Raw genomic sequence first — 16,265 nt, forward strand, 5'->3', positions numbered from 1 at the left:
CGCGATGCAGTTTGGCATGACTGAAGAACAGGCAATGATCGTTGAGACGACTCGTGCCTTTGTGGAAAACGAGCTCTACCCCCACGAGCTGGAGATTGAACGCACCGGTCATCTGGACATGGATGTGATCAAGGAGATCCAGGCCAAGGCGATGGAAGCGGGGCTCTATGCGGCTAATATGCCCGAGGAAGTCGGCGGTGCCGGGCTCGATACGCTCAGCTGGCTGATGTATGAAAAGGAACTGGGCCGCGCCAATTACGCGCTGCACTGGACCGGGGTTGCACGCCCGTCGAACATCCTGCTGGCCGGCACGGAAGAGCAGAAAGAGAAGTATCTGTTTCCCTGTATGAAGGGCGAAAAATGGGACTGTCTGGCGATGACAGAGCCAGACGCGGGTTCGGATCTACGCGGCATGAAGGCCACCGCCCGTCAGGATGGCGATGACTGGATCCTGAACGGCACCAAGCATTTCATCAGCCATGCGGATATCGCTGATTTCGCCATCTGCTTTATGGCGACGGGCGTCGAGGACACGCCGCGCGGGCCAAAGAAAAAGATCACCGCCTTCTTTGTCGACAAGGGCACCCTGGGCTTTGCCGTGCGCGATGGCTACCGCAATGTCTCGCACCGGGGCTATACCAATCAAGTGCTGGAGTTTGATGACTGCCGCCTGCCGTCTTCGGCCATCCTGGGCGAGGTCGACAAGGGGTTTGACGTGGCCAATACTTGGCTTGGCGCCACCCGCCTGCAGGTTGCGGCAACCTGTCTGGGCCGCGCCGAACGCGCGCTTCAGCACTCGGTTGAATATGCCGCCGAGCGCAAGCAGTTCGGCCGGCAGATCGGCAAGTTCCAGGGGGTCTCTTTCAAACTGGCCGATATGGCGCTGGAGCTGAAGGCCGCCAACTTGCTGACCTGGGAGGCCGGCTGGAAGTTCGATCAGGGCAGCGTCACCGAAAGCGATATGTCGATGGCAAAACTGAAAGCCACCGAAATGCTGGCCATGGTCGCCGATGAGGCGATCCAGATTCATGGCGGCATGGGGCTGATGGATGAGCTGCCGCTCGAACGCATTTGGCGCGATGCCCGCGTGGAACGCATTTGGGAGGGGACGAGCGAGATCCAGCGTCATATCATCAGCCGTGAAATGTTACGCGCCCACGGAGCCTGATGAGCCATGTCCACGACCTCTCCTTTGAAACCCAAGATCACTATCACCTATTGTATCGGCTGCAACTGGATGTTGCGCGCCGCCTGGATGGCTCAGGAACTGCTGTCGACCTTTCAGGATCAATTGGGGGCAGTGAGCCTGGTGCCCGGAGAGGTCGGGGGGGTGTTTGAGATCACGCTAAATGAAGAGCTGATCTGGGAGCGTAAGCGCGACGGCGGATTTCCGGATGTGAAAGAGCTGAAGACTCGCGTGCGCGACCGGATCAATCCGCAACAGGATCTCGGCCATCTGGACCGGGCCACAAGTGGTAAATAGACAAAGATGAAGTCTCTAAACAGGCTATTTAGGCCCAAAACCATTGCCGTTGTCGGCGGTGGTGCCTGGTGCCGTCTGGTGATTGAACAGTGCCAGAAGATGGGGTTCGACGGCGAGATCTGGCCGGTACATCCCAAGGCAGAAGAGCTGGCAGGCCTGCCGGTCTACAAGGATGTCGCCAGTCTGCCGGATGCTCCGGATGCGACCTTTGTGGGCGTCAACCGCTTTACCACCATCGAGGTGGTGCGGGATCTGGCGGCAAGGGATGCGGGCGGTGCGGTCTGCTTTGCCTCCGGGTTTCTGGAAGCCCAGGCCGAGGATGCCGAAGGCGCCGACCTGCAGGCTCAGCTGCTGGAAGCAGCCGGTGAGATGCCCTTCCTCGGGCCCAATTGCTATGGCTTTATCAACTACCTGGATGGGGCGCTTCTCTGGCCTGATCAGCATGGCGGTAAGCGGGTGGAAAAGGGCGTTGCCCTGATCACCCAAAGCTCCAATATCGCCATCAACCTGACCATGCAGATGCGGGGCCTGCCCATCGCCTATGTGGTGGCGGCGGGCAATCAGGCGCAGTCGGGCATCGCTGCCATTGGCGAGGCACTGCTGGAGGATGACCGCGTCACCACGCTCGGTCTGCATATCGAAGGCTTTGGCGATCTGCGGGCCTTTGAGGCCCTGGCCGCCAAGGCCCGAGCCCTTGGCAAACCGATCATTGCCCTGAAGGTGGGCAAATCCTCCGAGGCCCAGGCAGCAACCATTTCTCATACCGCCTCGCTTGCAGGCGGTGACGCGGGGGCTTCGGCTTTGCTCTCACGCCTCGGCATCCCGCGTCTTGATGACCTGCCCGCCTTTTTGGAAACGCTGAAGCTTTTGCATGTGACCGGGCCGTTGCCCAGCAATCGCATTGCCTCCATTAGCTGTTCCGGCGGAGAGGCCAGCCTGGCGGCGGATACTGCGCAGGACCTGCCGGTGGTGTTCCCGACGCTGAATGACAGCCAGAAAACGGACCTGCGTGCGGCGCTGGGGCCGATGGTGGCGCTGGCAAATCCGCTGGACTATCACACCTATATTTGGCGTGACACGCCGGCGATGACCCAGGCCTTTGCGGCGATGATGGATCCCTTGCTGGCGATGACCCTGCTTGTGGTCGACTTCCCGCGCGCCGACCGGTGCTCGGCCAGTGATTGGGACTGCGCCATTGAGGCGGCTATCGGCGCCCATCAGGCTCGGGGCGCCAATGTCGGTCTGGTTGCAACCCTGCCGGAACTGCTGCCCGAAGAGGTTTCTGAGCGGCTGATGGCAGCGGGGGTTGTGCCCTTTTGCGGTCTGCGCGAAGCGATTGCCGCCTGCGCCGCCGCCAGTATGCCTCAGGTGGATCTGGCCGCGCCGCTGCTGCTGCCTTCCCCAGCGGTGACCCCCAGCCTGATCCCGGAGGCCGAAGCCAAGCTGCGCCTGTCGGATTATGGCCTGCGGGTGCCCAACTCGATTCAGGCCAGGTCCCCCGGCGCAGCCCGTGCGGCGGCGGCAGATATTGGCTATCCGGTGGTGCTGAAGGGCGAAGGTATCGCCCATAAGACCGAGGCAGGCGCCGTGGTGCTGGGGCTTGCCTCGGGCGGGGCGGTCAGCGATGCGGCCAATGCAATGCCAACCGAGCGCTTCCTGGTGGAGGAAATGGTCGGCGGTGCTGTCGCCGAGCTGCTGATCGGCGTGGTCAAGGATCCGGCGCATGGTTTTGTGCTGACCCTTGCGGCCGGCGGTACCCTGACCGAGATCCTGGAAGACAGTGCTTCCCTGTTGGTGCCGGCCAGTGACGCAATGATTGATGCGGCATTGGGCGGCTTGAAAATCTCCCGGCTTTTGGCTGGATACCGTGGTAAGCCTGCGGCCAACCGTGCAGCGATCCTGCGGGCGGTGAAATCGGTCCAGGCCTATGTGCTGGCCGAGGCCGAGGGCCTGGAAGAAATAGAAATCAATCCGCTCCTTTGCACGCCGGCGGATGCGGTGGCAGCGGATGCCTTGATGCAAAGAAAGGACTTTATGAGATGAGCGCTGTAGACAGGACAGAAGGCCCAGTGAAGACCCGGCGCGAAGGCGCCATTCTGGAGGTCACGCTGGATCGGCCCAAGGCCAATGCTATCGATCTGGCTACCAGCCGGGTGATGGGCGAGGTGTTTCAAGAATTCCGCGATGATCCGGAACTGCGGGTGGCCATTCTAACTGGCGGCGGCGAGAAGTTCTTTTGCCCTGGTTGGGATCTGAAGGCTGCCGCCGATGGCGATGCGGTGGATGGCGATTATGGCGTTGGCGGCTTTGGCGGCTTGCAGGAAATGCGCGACATGAACAAGCCGGTAATTGCGGCGGTGAATGGCATCGCCTGCGGCGGCGGGCTGGAGCTGGCGATCTCGGCTGATATTATCCTGGCAGCGGATCATGCCAGTTTTGCCCTGCCGGAAATCCGTTCCGGCACGGTGGCGGATGCGGCCTCGATCAAGCTGCCCAAACGCATTCCCTATCACATCGCGATGGAGCTGTTGTTGACCGGGCGCTGGTTTGATGCGGAAGAGGCGCATCGCTGGGGCCTGGTGAACGAGATCGTATCTGCAGATCAGCTGATGGATCGCGCTTGGGAAATGGCGCGGCTTTTGGCCTCGGGTCCGCCGCTGGTCTATGCGGCAATCAAGGAGGTGGTGCGCGACGCCGAGGATAGCAAGTTCCAGGATGCGATGAACCATATCACCCAGCGCCAGCTGCGCTCGGTGGATGTGCTTTACGCCAGCGAGGACCAGCTGGAAGGCGCCCGCGCTTTTGCCGAGAAACGCGATCCGGTCTGGAAAGGGCGGTGACGCAGCGCACCGCCTTTGGCGGTGCGCTGCCAGGCCCAAGGCTTTAGGTTGCATCTATGATGCAAAGAAAAGGGGCGGGAGCTCCCGCCTGTTCTGGAGCCTCCCTGAGGGAGGATCCGCCACAGTTGGGCCGGGCGCCGCGCTATGCGCGGCGCAACAGGAAGATCTGCTGAGGAAGCGCTTCAGGGGCAGAGCTGCCCCTGAAGGCGCCATGGCAAGTCTGGTGATCCTTTACTGGCCTCAAGGGCAAGCCGCTGCGCGGACGCCAGGGCGTCCCTTGACCCCAGCACAAGGAACTGTGGGAGGCGGCGAGGCCAGTTTCCATTCGCCAATTGGTCAAGGGTGCGCGGTGTGGGGGTGGAAACAGGCCTTGCACCGCCCGGTGGATCTGCTCATGTAGAGGCATGCAAAAAACGCTTCTTTGTCTTGGATGTGGATATACCGCGCGCCATCTGGTGCAATCGCTGCTGGCACGGGGCTGGCGGGTGATTGGCACCGCGCGCGAGGCTATTGAAGTTCCCGGAGTGGAGATGCTGATCTGGCCGGGAGAGGATCTCTCCCTCACTGGGGTCACCCATGTGCTCAGCTCCATTGGGCCAAATGATGCGGGCGATCCGGTGCTGGCGGCTCTGCAGGATGAGATTGCCGAGGTAGCGCCCCGTCTTGAATGGGTCGGATATTTGTCGACCACCGCGGTTTACGGTGACCGTGATGGCGGCTGGGTGGATGAAGGGACAGCAGTGGCCCCCACCAGCGAACGGGGCAATTGGCGGGTACTGGCAGAAGAGCAGTGGCAAAGCATCCCGGATCTGCCGCTGCATATCTTTCGCCTTGCTGGCATCTACGGCCCTGGGCGCGGCCCCTTTGCCAAGCTGATGGCGGGCAAGGCGCGCCGCATTGTCAAACCGGGGCAGGTGTTTTCGCGCATCCATGTGGCGGACATAGTGCAGGTGTTGCTGGCCTCGATGGAGCACCCCGACCCGGGCGCCATTTATAACCTCTGCGATGATGATCCGGCGCCGCCGCAGGATGTGCTGGGCTATGCGGCAGAACTGCTGGGCCTGCCGGTGCCTGCCGAGGTGCCTTTTGACGAAGCAGGCATGACCCCAATGGCGCGCAGTTTTTACGGTGAAAACAAACGGGTGCGCAATACTCGTATCAAGGATGAGCTTGGGGTGGAACTGCTCTATCCAAGTTACCGTGAAGGGTTGCGGGCTGTGCTCGCAGCAGAAGATATGGAGCAGTTTGTGCCTCCGGCAGAGCCCCCGGCGCTTTAGTCAGCTTTCGGAGAAGTAGTCTTCGTCTACAGACCGCAAAACAAATGTTTTCCTCGCGCGAACTCCGACTTCATGTTTGATCATTAAGCGCGCCAGGCGATCGCCATTGATCAGGACTATCCGATGTTGAACACGGTCAACGTATTCTACCGCATCTTTGGAAAAGTCTGAGGTGGTCACAAAGACACCTTTGCTCGCTCCCTCACCGGTCAAAGAGCCAACAAAGGCATTCAGGGCCGGGCGACCTACCCTGTTTTCCGGAGCATATCTTTTAGCTTGGACATATACTGCATCCAAACCAAGTTCGTCTTCATTGATGATCCCATCAATACCGCCGTCCCCGCTGAGAGAGGTCTGCAGGCCTCTTTCGAGCTCACCGCCTCCGTAGCCCATTGCGAGAAGCAAATCGACGACTAGCTTTTCGAACCGAGCAGGGGAAAGAGACAGTACAGCGTCGACGACGTCGATAGCTAGGTCCGTTTCGATTTCAGAAAAGGCTGAAAGCATCTTGTCTTCGGGAGTCTGTGCCGTGTCTGGGCTTTCGATCAAGAACTGTTGAGCTTGATCTTTGTTTGGCCGTTCTCGCCACTGTGAGAACTCCGTAGATTGCGCCAGAACAGAATTGTCAATTCTATCAGGATAACGCTGTAGAAAAGTTCGGCCTAAACCAGTTATTTCGTGGTGGTTTCTTTTGACGGTTTGGATCAGACCAGCTTTGGTCATATAAGTCCTGGCCCAGTGTGCCCTATCACTAAGGTATGTTTTCTTACCGCTTGGCAGAAGCTCCTCCGCTTCAGCATTGGAAATGTTGAGCGCCTCAATAAGGAACGGTAAGGCCTGTGAAACATTTTGGGCGCCGCCTGCAAATGCTTGAAGCAGTGGCCGCATCAATTGTTGGTAGTCGGGAATAGGCATTAAAAAGAGCTCGCAAAGAAATTTGTTCTCTGCAGAATTGTTCATATACTCCTAAAGCACAACCCTAAGCCCGTTTCTCCCCAATCTGTGCCACGCCCAGAACCTCCAACACCTTTGCTTCGATCTGGGGGGCGTTCATTGCGGCTGTTTCATACATGTCCTTGGGGCTGGCCTGATCGATGAAGGTATCGGGCAGCACCATGGAGCGGAATTTGAAGCCCGCATCAAAGACGCCTTCTTCTGACAACAGCTGCGCCACATGGGAGCCAAAGCCCCCCACGGCGCCCTCTTCGATTGAGATCAGCGCCTCGTGACCTGCCACCAGATCCAGGATCATCTCTTGGTCCAGCGGTTTGGCAAAGCGGGCGTCGGCAATTGTCGGCGTGATGCCCTTGGCTGCTAGCGCTTCGGCGGCCTTCTTGACCTCTCCCAGACGGGTGCCAAAGGAGAGCAGCGCCACGCGTTTGCCTTCCTGGATCATCCGGCCCTTGCCGATTTCCAACAGTTGCGGCTCTTCGGGCATGTCGACACCTTCGCCCTCGCCACGCGGGTAGCGAAAGGCAATGGGGCCCGCGTCATAGGCGGCGGCAGTATGCACCATATGCACCAGCTCTGCCTCGTCAGCGGCGGCCATCACCACCATGCCGGGCAGGTTGGCCATATAGCCGATGTCGAAGGACCCCGCATGGGTGGCGCCATCTGCGCCCACCAGACCGGCGCGGTCGATGGCAAAACGCACTGGCAGCCGCTGGATGGCCACATCATGCACCACCTGGTCATAGCCGCGCTGCAAAAAGGTCGAATACATCGCGCAGAATGGCTTCATTCCGCCTGCCGCCAGTGCGGCGGCAAAGGTGACGCCGTGTTGTTCGGCAATACCGACGTCAAAACAGCGCGAAGGGTAGCGCTCGGCCATCAGGTTGAGGCCGGTGCCATCAGGCATGGCAGCGGTGACGGCGCAGATCTTGTCGTCCTTGGCGGCCAGTTTCACCAGCTCATCACCAAAGACCCCGGTATAGGAGGGCGCATTGGAGGGGGCCTTGTGCTGCTTGCCGGTGACCACGTCGAATTTTGCGGTGGCATGACCCTTGTCGCGGGCGGCCTCGGCCGGGGCGTAGCCCTTGCCCTTTTTGGTCAGCACATGGATCAGCACCGGCCCCTTGGCGCGGGCCTTGACCGTGCGCAGCACCGGCAAGAGCTGGTCCATATCATGGCCATCAATCGGCCCGACATAGGAAAAGCCAAAGGATTCAAACATGGTGCCGCCCACGGCCATGCCTTTGAGCATATCCTTGGCCCGCTTGGCACCTTCGCGGAAGGGTTCTGGCAGCAGGGAGGCGGCGCCTTTGGCTACGGCCTTCAACTCCTGAAAGGGCTCCTCAGCATAGAGCCGTGACAGGTAGGAGGAGAGCGCGCCAACCGGCGGCGCGATGCTCATCTCATTGTCGTTGAGGATCACGATCATGCGTTTGTTCAGATGGCCGGCATTGTTCATCGCCTCAAAGGCCATCCCGGCTGACATCGAGCCATCGCCAATCACCGCAATGGCCTCACCCAGGCCTTCGGGGACCACGCCGCCAAGATCGCGGGCGACGGAAAAGCCAAGCGCGGCGGAGATCGAGGTGGAGCTATGGGCAGCACCAAAGGGATCATAGGGGGATTCAGAGCGTTTGGTGAAACCAGAGAGACCGCCCTTGGTGCGCAGGGTGCGGATCCGGTCGCGGCGCTCGGTCAGGATCTTATGCGGGTAGCTTTGATGCGAGACATCCCAGATCAGTTTGTCCCGAGGGGTGTCAAAAATCGCATGCAGCGCCACGGTGAGTTCGACCACGCCGAGACCGGCGCCCAGATGGCCACCGGTGGTGGAAACCGCCGAGATGGTCTCTTGCCGCAGCTCATGCGCCAGCTGCACCAGCTGGGCATCAGACAGGCCCTTCATATCCGCAGGGCGCGAGATCTGGTCCAGAAGCGGAGTAGAGGGCCGGTCAGACATGGTGTTTCCTTGTGGCGGGCGGAGCAAAATGGCCCCGGTGTCAGCTGTCTCGCGCAATAACGAAGCGGGCGGCCTGCTTCAAGGTTTCTCCCGCATCCCCGTAGGGGGCGAGGGCGGCACAGGCCTCTTCGATCAGATCCCGCGCGCGTTGTTTGGCGGGCTCCAACCCCAAGAGCGAGACAAAGGTTGCCTTGCCGGCATCGGCATCTTTGCGCAGGGCTTTGCCGACCTTTTCTGCGTCTCCTTCAACATCCAAGATGTCGTCAGCAATCTGAAAAGCAAGGCCAAGGGCAGTTGCATATTGCCACAGGGCACGGGAATCTGCGCCTGCAATCACTGGTCCAACCGTGGCAGACCAGTTGATAAGGCAGCCGGTTTTCCGGTCCTGGAGCTGGGTGATCTGTTCGAGTGTCAGCGGGGTTGTGGCGCTTTCGGCATCAATATCCAGCATCTGCCCCTGCACCATGCCGGAACGTCCCGCTGCGCGAGCCAAAAGCCGGATGAGCTCAAGCGCATTGGGGCCAAATTTGGGGTCAGCCAAAAGATCAAAAGCCATGGTTTGCAGCGCATCACCCGTCAGGACGGCGGTGGCCTCGTCCCATTTCTTATGGATGGTTGGCAGGCCGCGGCGCAGGTCATCGTCATCCATGCAGGGCAGATCATCATGCACCAGGGAATAGGCGTGAATGCACTCGATGGCGACGGCTGCATCCAGCGCGGCCTCGGTATCAACACCGTGCAGACGCGCGCTTTCCAGCACCAGAAAGCCGCGCAGCATTTTGCCGCCAAGAACGGCATGCAGCATCGGCTTGCCAAGGGTGGCACCTACAGGAATGATGGCATTCAAGCGGGCAGAGATTTCTTGTTGCGCCTGTTCCAGCGCCTCGATGAAGGGGACAGCCATGCTGTTAGCCCGCGTCCAGAGCCTGGGTTGCAATCGGCGTGCCACTGGTGTCCAGCGTCAGCGCAGCGACTTTTTCTTCGGCGCGCTTCAGCTCGTCTTCGCAGCGTTTTTTCAGCTGAGCGCCGCGTTCATAAAGGTCAATCGAGGCATCCAGCGCCACATCGCCGCGTTCCAGCTGGCCAACCACGGTTTCCAGCTCGCGCATGGCCTGCTCAAAGCTCATATCGTCAACAGAGGGGGCGGTGGTCTCGGTCATGTCGCTGCCTTTATCAATTCTTCCACATGGGCGCGGGTTGCCTGCGCTAGCGCGTTCAGATCATATCCGCCCTCCAAAGTCGAGACGATACGACCCTGACACAGCTCCTGCGCCAGCGCACAAAGCTCCGCCGTGAGCCAGGCAAAATCAGCGGTGCTCCAGTTCAGGTTGGCCAGCGGGTCATCCTGATGGGCGTCAAAGCCGGCGGAGATGATGATCAGTTCCGGTTTGAAGGCGCGCAGCCGCGGGAAGGCCTGTTCCGTGTAGGCCGCGCGCATCTCGGCTCCGCCAGAATCAGGCGTCAGGGGCATGTTGAGGATCTGGCCATGTACGCCGTCTTCATCGACCCGCCCGGAGCCGGGCCAAAGCGGCATCTGCTGGCTGGTCACAAACAGGGCGCGGGGTTCGTCCCACAAGAGATCCTGGGTGCCATTGCCATGGTGGACGTCAAAATCCACCACCGCGACCCGGTTCAACCCGTGGTGATCCAGCGCGTGTTTGGCGGCCAGGGCGGCATTGCCAAAAAAGCAGAACCCCATGGCGGTCTCTGTTTCGGCGTGATGACCGGGGGGGCGAATGGCGGCAAAGGCATTCTGGGCCTCGCCCGTCATCACCATATCCACCGCCCGCACCGCCGCCCCGGCGGCGCGAAAGGCTGCATCCAATGTGCCAGGGGACATGAAGGTATCGCCATCAATCTGCGCATAGCCCTCGCTGGGGTGGGCGGAACGCAGGGTGCGCAAATGGTCCACTGGGTGAATGCGCAGGATGTCATCCTCTGCCGCCATTGGCGCGGGCACCCGCTTCAGCTCCAGCGGTTCCAGCGCATGCAGGATATGTTCCAGTCGCGCCACCTGTTCGGGATGTCCTGTGGGGGTTTCATGGCGCAGGCAATCTGCATGGGTGATCAGGGCAGTTGTCATGGGGCAGGTCCCGGCGTGTGAAGGTGATTTCAGGATAGGGTTGGCCAGAGCCTAGGGCGCAACCCTAGCACACCACAAGCCGCAACCTCTGATGCAGCGAAAAGTGAACAGGGAGGCCAGTGGGCGTGGGGCTAACCAGTTGGGAGGTCAGTCCGGTGCCAGCATATAGCCAGCACCGCGCACCGTTTGCAGATATTGCGGCTGTTTTGGGTTCGGCTCGATCTTGCGCCGCAACCGGGTGATCTGCACATCCACGGCACGTTCCTGCGCCTGGCCGCGATCCCGACCCAGATCCTCAACCAGTTTGGCGCGACTCACGGCCTCATTGGGGCAGGCGGAAAAGATCTTCATCAGCTGGCTTTCCGTGCCGGTCAGGCGCACCAGATCGCTGCCCTGCCACATCTCACCGCGTTCGATATCATAGCGGATCTCGCCCAGGTGCAGCACCTTGGGGGCGCTGTCCTGGGCTGAAGTATCGGGCACTCGCCGCAGGATGGCATTGACCCGCAGGAGCAATTCCTTGGGTTCAAAGGGCTTTGGCAGATAGTCGTCAGCGCCAGCTTCAAAGCCGGTGATCCGATCTTCGGTCTCTCCCTTGGCGGTGAGCAGCAGAATCGGAGTGGTCATGGTTTCGCGCAGGGATCTGGTCAGCGAGATACCATCTTCGCCGGGCATCATCACATCCATGATAATGAGGTCAAAATCCAGCCCGGCCAACACCCGGCGGGCATGGGCGGCATCGCGCGCAGCTGAGACCAGAAAACCAGCCCGCATCAGGAATTTCTTCAGCAGGCCGCGAATGCGCTCGTCATCATCAACAATCAGAAGATGGGAGTCAAAACTGCTCATGATCCACTTTCCCGCAAATTCACATAGGCCCGGCGCATATCGGCATCCATCATCGCTTCCAGAACCTTTTTGAACCCCTGTACGGCCTCGGGGCCTGCATCCTTGTAGGCGGCACGCATGCGGGCGCGCTGGGCGTCCGAGAGCTGCGCCTCCAGTGCCTTGCCAGCCTCGGTCAGATGCAGATGGCGTTCGCGTTTATCCGAGACTCCAACGCGGCTTTCCACTAACCCGTCGCTGATCAGCGTGCGCAGCACCCGGTTAAGCGATTGCTTGGTGACGCCTAAGATTGTGAGCATATTGTTCACCGTGGTGCCAGGGGCGCGATTTATGAAGTGAATGGCACGGTGATGGGCACGGCCATAGGACATCTCTGCCAGAATGCGGTCCGGATCGGCGGTAAAGCCGCGATAGGCAAAGAACATCGCCTCGATGCCCTGGCGCAGCTGTTCATCGGTCAAAAACAGCAGGCTTTCACCGCCAAACCCCTGGCTGGACCGTCCCATGGACCGCCCGTTTGAGCCCCCTTCTGACATGGTGCTCTCCCTCTTGCTCGCCTCAAGTCCTTGAGGGCAGTTTATGTCAGCTATATTGACATTCCAAGGGTGAAGATGTATCGAATCGCAGCTTTGGCGCAAGAATATGTCCGTTTCGGCCATATGATGCGCAACTTGTGAAAATATAGACTACTTTGAGGAGGCTGTGGCATGGCTGGGTATGATGATCGTGACGGTGTGATCTGGATGGATGGGGAGATGGTCGAATGGCGAGACGCCAAAGTCCATGTCCTGACCCATGCGATGCACTATGCCTCTTCGGTTTTTGAGGGCGAGCGCGCCTATAATGGTAAGATCTTCAAAAGCCGCGAGCATTCCGAGCGCTTGATCGCCAGCGCCGAAGCCTTGGATATGCCGATGTCCTATTCGGTGGATGATATTGAGGCCGCCAAGGAAGAGGCCCTCAAAGCCTCTGGCCTGCAGGATGCCTATGTGCGGGCACTGGTCTGGCGCGGTTCCGGCGAAGATATGGGCGTGGCCTCGGCGCAGAACCCGGTGCGCATGGCCGTGGCTGTCTGGGGCTGGGGCGCCTATTATGGCGATGCCAAAATGCAGGGTGCGAAGCTGGATATCGCCGAATACAAACGCCCGAGCCCGGAAACCATTCCCGTACATGCCAAGGCAGCGGGCCTCTATATGATCTGCACCATTTCTAAGCACAAGGCCGAGGCCAAGGGCTGCTCGGATGCTCTGTTCCTAGATTATCGCGGCTATGTGGCCGAAGCCACCGGCGCCAATATCTTCTTTGTCAAAGACGACGAAGTGCACACGCCCCTGGCGGATTGCTTCCTCAACGGCATAACCCGCCAGACGGTGATCCAGATGCTCAAGGACAAGGGTATCACCGTGCATGAGCGCCGTATCCTGCCAGAAGAGATGGAAGTGTTTGAACAGTGCTGGCTGACCGGAACAGCCGCCGAGGTCACTCCGGTGGGCGAAATTGGTCCTTATAAATTTGCGGTCGGAGAGATAACCCGCGATATCGCCGCAGAATATGAGGCGCTGGTACGCAGCTAAGCCATAAAGCTCTCAACTAAATTGGAAAAGCGCGGAAGGAAACCTTCCGCGCTTTTTCAGTCTGAGCACCTGACGGTGCAGTGGGTGCCTGTGGCTTTATCATCTTTCCATAAATATTCCGGAGCGCGAGGCAGAGCCTCGCAATCAGGCCCCTTCAGACCTCATACGACCTGCGTCGTGACCTCGACATTGCCACGCACAGCATTGGAATAGGGGCAGATCTTGTGACCGGCTTCCGTGACACTTTCGGCCTCGGCAGTGTCCAGGCCGGGCAGGGTCACGGCGAGGGTGACAACTAGCCCAAATCCGCCCTTTGGGTTGGGGCCAATGCCAACGCTGGCCTGTACTGAGACATCCGCAGGCACTTTCGCCAGGCTTGCATCCTGGGTGGTGGCAAACTGCATGGCACCAATGAAACAGGCGGCATAGCCAGCAGCAAAAAGTTGTTCGGGATTGCTGCCTTTGCCATCCCCGCCCATGGCGCTTGGTGCCGCCAGTACCAGATCAAGACCGGACTCTTCGACCACGGCGCGGCCATTGCGGCCTCCGGTGGCGGTGGCCTGGGCTGTATAGATTGCTGAAATGCTCATTGGATCTTCCTTTTGATCGTAATGGAATAAATCGTGCGCGATTTAAATAGCGAAAGCTGCGCCCTGTGACAAGGGGTTGCGATTTAATCGTGTGCGATTTATTTACCCCCATGCTTGATCGTGCCCTCCATCTTGATGAATTGCTCTGCTTTGCGCTTTATTCCGCCAATAACGCCATGGCGCGATTGTACCGGCCGCTTTTGGCCCGCCATGGTCTGACCTACCCGCAGTATCTGGTTCTAGTGGCGCTGTGGCAGCGGGATGGCCAAAAGGTCAATGACCTTGGCGCGGCGCTGAACCTGGAATCCAACACCCTGACGCCCCTGTTGAAACGGATGGAGGCCGCCGAACTGCTGCAGCGCCGTCGCAACCCGGAGGACGAGCGCAGTGTGATCGTCTCGTTGACTGACAGGGGCGGCGCTCTGCAGCAGGAGGCTGCCGGGATTTCGCGCTGCATTTTGGAGGCATCGGGAGAGGATATGGCAGAGCTCATTGCTCTGCGGGACCGGATCCAGACCCTGGCCACTCGATTGAAAGCTTCGGGCTAAACTCTGGTCTACCGACAACTTAGGCGACTAGCCGCCTTTGGGATCGGTCAAAGCGCGGGCCTTGCCACGCACCAGCCCCAACCGGCTTTCACGCCAAATCACCAGGATATTGCCCGCAATCACCAGGCTGGCCCCGGCCAGCATCACCAGGGTTGGCAGCTCATCAAACCAGAAATAGCCCAGCACAATGGCAAAGATCATCGAGACATAATCATAGGGCGCCAGCATCGAAGCTGGGGCGAAGCGATAGGAGGAGGTCACCAATATCTGCGCCACCCCGCCAACAAGTCCGGCGCCCATCAGCAACGCCAGGGTCGCAGGGTCTGGTATTACCCAGCCAAAGGGCAGGGTCAGCAGTGACAGTAGCGAGGCGGTGACGGAGAAATAGAAAACGATGGCGGCGGTATGTTCGGTCATCACCATGCGGCGAATATGGATCTGCACAAAACCGCGCGCCACGGTTGCCGCGAGAATTAACACGACACCCACAAAGGCGGTGCTCGTCATATCCATGCCGCCCGACAGTCGCGGGTAGATCATGATCAGAACGCCCAAAAGACCAATGCCAACGGCACTGATCCGCACCAGCCGGATGCGTTCGCCCAGAAAAATCGCAGCCAGGATCAGGGTGAAAATCGGTGTGGCATAGCCGATGGCGGTGACTTCCGGCAGCGGCAACATGCCCAACCCCATGAAGGTCATCGCCATGGCAGAGGTGCCCACCAGGCCGCGCCAGACATGGCCCATGGGCTTTTGCGTCTTCAACCCGTTTTTCAAGTCGCCGCGCATCGACAGCCAGACAACAATCACCGGAATGGCAAAAAACGACCGGAAAAACACCGCCTCACCTGCAGGCACCACATCCGAGACCGCCTTGATCAGCGCCGAAAGAGCAGTGAACAACCCGATGGCCGCGACCTTTAGGCCGATGGCCAGCAAAGGTCGATGCGATGTTAAGGGTTTTGCCATGGCCGGAGACTGCGCCCCTGCGACAAAAAGATCAATGGGTTGATTTCACCACCAGCCCTAGCGCAAATGGCGCCAAATTCCGAGGACCCAGCATATGTATGATGCCAACCACCTGATTTCCCAGTTGCACGCAGCCTCCAAAGGTCATGAAACCCGCAATTTTGCCAGTTTCCCAGCCCGTGCCAGCGTCACCTTTGGCGAGCTTTTTGCCGGGGCAGAGCGCAATGCGGCGGCGCTGGTGGCCCTGGGGGTTGAGCCTGGCGACCGGGTGGCGGTGCAGGTGGAAAAAACCATCGAGGCGATCCAGCTCTACCTAGGCACCGTCATGGCGGGCGCTGTGTTTTTGCCGCTCAACACCGCCTATACCACCGCCGAACTTAGCTATTTTCTGGGCGATGCCAGCCCACGGGTGGTGGTCTGTGACCCCGCCCGGGCCGGGGCCATTGGCGAAATCGCCGGGCAGGCGCGGGTCATGACGCTGGATGCCAAGGGGCTGGGCAGCCTGACGGAGAGTGTTGTCGGGCGCGGCGGTTTCACGCCGGTGCCACGGGGGGCGGATGACCTGGCGGCGATCCTCTATACTTCGGGCACCACCGGGCGCTCCAAGGGCGCGATGCTGAGCCATGGCAATCTCGCCTCCAACTCGCAGACCCTACGGGATTATTGGCAATTCAGCGACCGCGATGTGCTGATCCACGCGCTGCCGATCTTTCACACCCATGGGTTGTTTGTCGCCACCAATGTGGCGCTGTTTGCCGGCGCGCGCGTGGTCTTCCTTGCAGGTTTCAATGCCGATGAGATCCTAGAGGCGATGCCGCAGGCCACGGCGCTGATGGGGGTCCCGACCTTCTACACACGGCTGTTGCAGGATCCGCGCCTCACGCCAGAGCGCGCCGCCAATATGCGGCTGTTCATCTCTGGCTCGGCGCCGCTTTTGGTGGACACGCATGAGCAATGGCAGGCCCGCACCGGCCATCGCATTCTGGAACGCTATGGCATGACCGAAACCAATATGAGCACCTCCAACCCCTATGAGGGCGAGCGCCGCGCCGGCACGGTTGGCTTTCCGCTGCCGGGGGTCGAGGCGCGGATTATGGACAAGGACACCGAGCTGCGGCCGGGGGAAACCGGCGTGCTGGAAGTGCGG

At 60.0% G+C, this 16,265-nt stretch carries 17 protein-coding genes; 8 read left to right on the forward strand and 9 right to left on the reverse strand.

Annotation, left to right across the window (positions count from 1 at the left end):
- The first annotated feature begins 4 nt into the window (after positions 1-4).
- The 5 genes from ABJP42_RS12795 (at position 5) to ABJP42_RS12815 (ending at position 5,600) form a co-directional block, all read left to right on the forward strand.
- Positions 5-1,168, forward strand: a complete 1,164-nt coding sequence (locus ABJP42_RS12795; RefSeq protein ID WP_348340925.1) for an acyl-CoA dehydrogenase family protein — start codon at positions 5-7, stop codon at positions 1,166-1,168.
- 6 nt (positions 1,169-1,174) lie between these two features.
- The gene (locus ABJP42_RS12800; RefSeq protein ID WP_348340927.1) at positions 1,175-1,483 is read left to right on the forward strand and encodes an Rdx family protein; all 309 of its coding nucleotides are present in this window, start codon (positions 1,175-1,177) and stop codon (positions 1,481-1,483) included.
- A 6-nt stretch (positions 1,484-1,489) separates the two neighbouring features.
- Positions 1,490-3,526, forward strand: a complete 2,037-nt coding sequence (locus tag ABJP42_RS12805; RefSeq protein ID WP_348340929.1) for an acetate--CoA ligase family protein — start codon at positions 1,490-1,492, stop codon at positions 3,524-3,526.
- Positions 3,523-4,323, forward strand: a complete 801-nt coding sequence (locus tag ABJP42_RS12810) for a carnitinyl-CoA dehydratase (RefSeq protein WP_348340931.1) — start codon at positions 3,523-3,525, stop codon at positions 4,321-4,323. Before ABJP42_RS12805 ends, ABJP42_RS12810 begins: the two co-directional genes overlap by 4 nt.
- A 404-nt stretch (positions 4,324-4,727) precedes the next feature.
- On the forward strand, positions 4,728-5,600 hold the full coding sequence (locus ABJP42_RS12815; RefSeq protein ID WP_348340933.1) for an SDR family oxidoreductase: 873 nt from the start codon (positions 4,728-4,730) through the stop codon (positions 5,598-5,600).
- Here ABJP42_RS12815 and ABJP42_RS12820 read toward each other — a convergent pair whose 3' ends face one another.
- The 7 genes from ABJP42_RS12820 to ABJP42_RS12850 form a co-directional block, all read right to left on the reverse strand.
- A complete protein-coding gene (locus ABJP42_RS12820) occupies positions 5,601-6,560 on the reverse strand; it encodes a restriction endonuclease (protein ID WP_348340935.1) in 960 nt (319 codons plus the stop codon).
- A gap of 19 nt (positions 6,561-6,579) precedes the next feature.
- Complete coding sequence (gene dxs / locus ABJP42_RS12825) at positions 6,580-8,508, reverse strand: 1-deoxy-D-xylulose-5-phosphate synthase (protein WP_348340937.1); 1,929 nt, start codon at positions 8,506-8,508, stop codon at positions 6,580-6,582.
- A gap of 40 nt (positions 8,509-8,548) precedes the next feature.
- Positions 8,549-9,412 (reverse strand): polyprenyl synthetase family protein, encoded by an 864-nt coding sequence (locus tag ABJP42_RS12830; RefSeq protein WP_348340939.1) that lies wholly within the window; start codon positions 9,410-9,412, stop codon positions 8,549-8,551.
- Positions 9,413-9,416: 4 nt separating this feature from the next.
- On the reverse strand, positions 9,417-9,668 hold the full coding sequence (locus ABJP42_RS12835; RefSeq protein ID WP_348340941.1) for an exodeoxyribonuclease VII small subunit: 252 nt from the start codon (positions 9,666-9,668) through the stop codon (positions 9,417-9,419).
- Positions 9,665-10,591, reverse strand: a complete 927-nt coding sequence (locus ABJP42_RS12840) for a histone deacetylase family protein (RefSeq protein WP_348340943.1) — start codon at positions 10,589-10,591, stop codon at positions 9,665-9,667. Before ABJP42_RS12840 ends, ABJP42_RS12835 begins: the two co-directional genes overlap by 4 nt.
- 147 nt (positions 10,592-10,738) lie before the next feature.
- Positions 10,739-11,440, reverse strand: a complete 702-nt coding sequence (locus ABJP42_RS12845; RefSeq protein ID WP_348340945.1) for a response regulator — start codon at positions 11,438-11,440, stop codon at positions 10,739-10,741.
- Entirely contained in the window at positions 11,437-11,973 is a 537-nt protein-coding gene (locus tag ABJP42_RS12850; RefSeq protein WP_348340947.1) for a MarR family winged helix-turn-helix transcriptional regulator, read from the reverse strand. Before ABJP42_RS12850 ends, ABJP42_RS12845 begins: the two co-directional genes overlap by 4 nt.
- Positions 11,974-12,144: 171 nt before the next feature.
- Between ABJP42_RS12850 and ABJP42_RS12855 the strand changes: the two genes are divergently transcribed.
- On the forward strand, positions 12,145-13,011 hold the full coding sequence (locus ABJP42_RS12855; RefSeq protein ID WP_348340949.1) for a branched-chain amino acid aminotransferase: 867 nt from the start codon (positions 12,145-12,147) through the stop codon (positions 13,009-13,011).
- A gap of 161 nt (positions 13,012-13,172) precedes the next feature.
- On the opposite strand, the gene ABJP42_RS12860 is transcribed toward ABJP42_RS12855, so the two are convergent.
- A complete protein-coding gene (locus ABJP42_RS12860) occupies positions 13,173-13,601 on the reverse strand; it encodes an organic hydroperoxide resistance protein (protein ID WP_348340951.1) in 429 nt (142 codons plus the stop codon).
- Positions 13,602-13,711: 110 nt separating this feature from the next.
- On the opposite strand from ABJP42_RS12860, the gene ABJP42_RS12865 reads away from it, so the two are divergent.
- Complete coding sequence (locus ABJP42_RS12865; RefSeq protein ID WP_348340953.1) at positions 13,712-14,149, forward strand: MarR family winged helix-turn-helix transcriptional regulator; 438 nt, start codon at positions 13,712-13,714, stop codon at positions 14,147-14,149.
- A gap of 27 nt (positions 14,150-14,176) precedes the next feature.
- Here the strand turns inward: ABJP42_RS12865 and ABJP42_RS12870 are convergent, their stop codons facing one another.
- Positions 14,177-15,118 (reverse strand): DMT family transporter, encoded by a 942-nt coding sequence (locus tag ABJP42_RS12870; RefSeq protein WP_348340955.1) that lies wholly within the window; start codon positions 15,116-15,118, stop codon positions 14,177-14,179.
- A gap of 94 nt (positions 15,119-15,212) precedes the next feature.
- Here ABJP42_RS12870 and ABJP42_RS12875 point away from each other — a divergent pair.
- Positions 15,213-16,265 (forward strand): AMP-binding protein (locus tag ABJP42_RS12875; RefSeq protein WP_348340957.1); only part of this gene is annotated, 1,053 nt, incomplete at its 3' end.

This window comes from Pseudophaeobacter sp. (assembly GCF_039971195.1).
Lineage (GTDB): Bacteria > Pseudomonadota > Alphaproteobacteria > Rhodobacterales > Rhodobacteraceae > Pseudophaeobacter.

Excerpts from the sequence above, each read along its gene's own strand:
- ABJP42_RS12795 (WP_348340925.1), top strand. The coding sequence starts at position 5 with ATGCAGTTTGGCATGACTGAAGAACAGGCAATGATCGTTGAGACGACT.
- ABJP42_RS12800 (WP_348340927.1), top strand. The coding sequence starts at position 1,175 with ATGTCCACGACCTCTCCTTTGAAACCCAAGATCACTATCACCTATTGT.
- ABJP42_RS12805 (WP_348340929.1), top strand. The coding sequence starts at position 1,490 with ATGAAGTCTCTAAACAGGCTATTTAGGCCCAAAACCATTGCCGTTGTC.
- ABJP42_RS12810 (WP_348340931.1), top strand. The coding sequence starts at position 3,523 with ATGAGCGCTGTAGACAGGACAGAAGGCCCAGTGAAGACCCGGCGCGAA.
- ABJP42_RS12815 (WP_348340933.1), top strand. The coding sequence starts at position 4,728 with ATGCAAAAAACGCTTCTTTGTCTTGGATGTGGATATACCGCGCGCCAT.
- ABJP42_RS12820 (WP_348340935.1), bottom strand. The coding sequence starts at position 6,560 with ATGAACAATTCTGCAGAGAACAAATTTCTTTGCGAGCTCTTTTTAATG.
- dxs (WP_348340937.1), bottom strand. The coding sequence starts at position 8,508 with ATGTCTGACCGGCCCTCTACTCCGCTTCTGGACCAGATCTCGCGCCCT.
- ABJP42_RS12830 (WP_348340939.1), bottom strand. The coding sequence starts at position 9,412 with ATGGCTGTCCCCTTCATCGAGGCGCTGGAACAGGCGCAACAAGAAATC.
- ABJP42_RS12835 (WP_348340941.1), bottom strand. The coding sequence starts at position 9,668 with ATGACCGAGACCACCGCCCCCTCTGTTGACGATATGAGCTTTGAGCAG.
- ABJP42_RS12840 (WP_348340943.1), bottom strand. The coding sequence starts at position 10,591 with ATGACAACTGCCCTGATCACCCATGCAGATTGCCTGCGCCATGAAACC.
- ABJP42_RS12845 (WP_348340945.1), bottom strand. The coding sequence starts at position 11,440 with ATGAGCAGTTTTGACTCCCATCTTCTGATTGTTGATGATGACGAGCGC.
- ABJP42_RS12850 (WP_348340947.1), bottom strand. The coding sequence starts at position 11,973 with ATGTCAGAAGGGGGCTCAAACGGGCGGTCCATGGGACGGTCCAGCCAG.
- ABJP42_RS12855 (WP_348340949.1), top strand. The coding sequence starts at position 12,145 with ATGGCTGGGTATGATGATCGTGACGGTGTGATCTGGATGGATGGGGAG.
- ABJP42_RS12860 (WP_348340951.1), bottom strand. The coding sequence starts at position 13,601 with ATGAGCATTTCAGCAATCTATACAGCCCAGGCCACCGCCACCGGAGGC.
- ABJP42_RS12865 (WP_348340953.1), top strand. The coding sequence starts at position 13,712 with ATGCTTGATCGTGCCCTCCATCTTGATGAATTGCTCTGCTTTGCGCTT.
- ABJP42_RS12870 (WP_348340955.1), bottom strand. The coding sequence starts at position 15,118 with ATGGCAAAACCCTTAACATCGCATCGACCTTTGCTGGCCATCGGCCTA.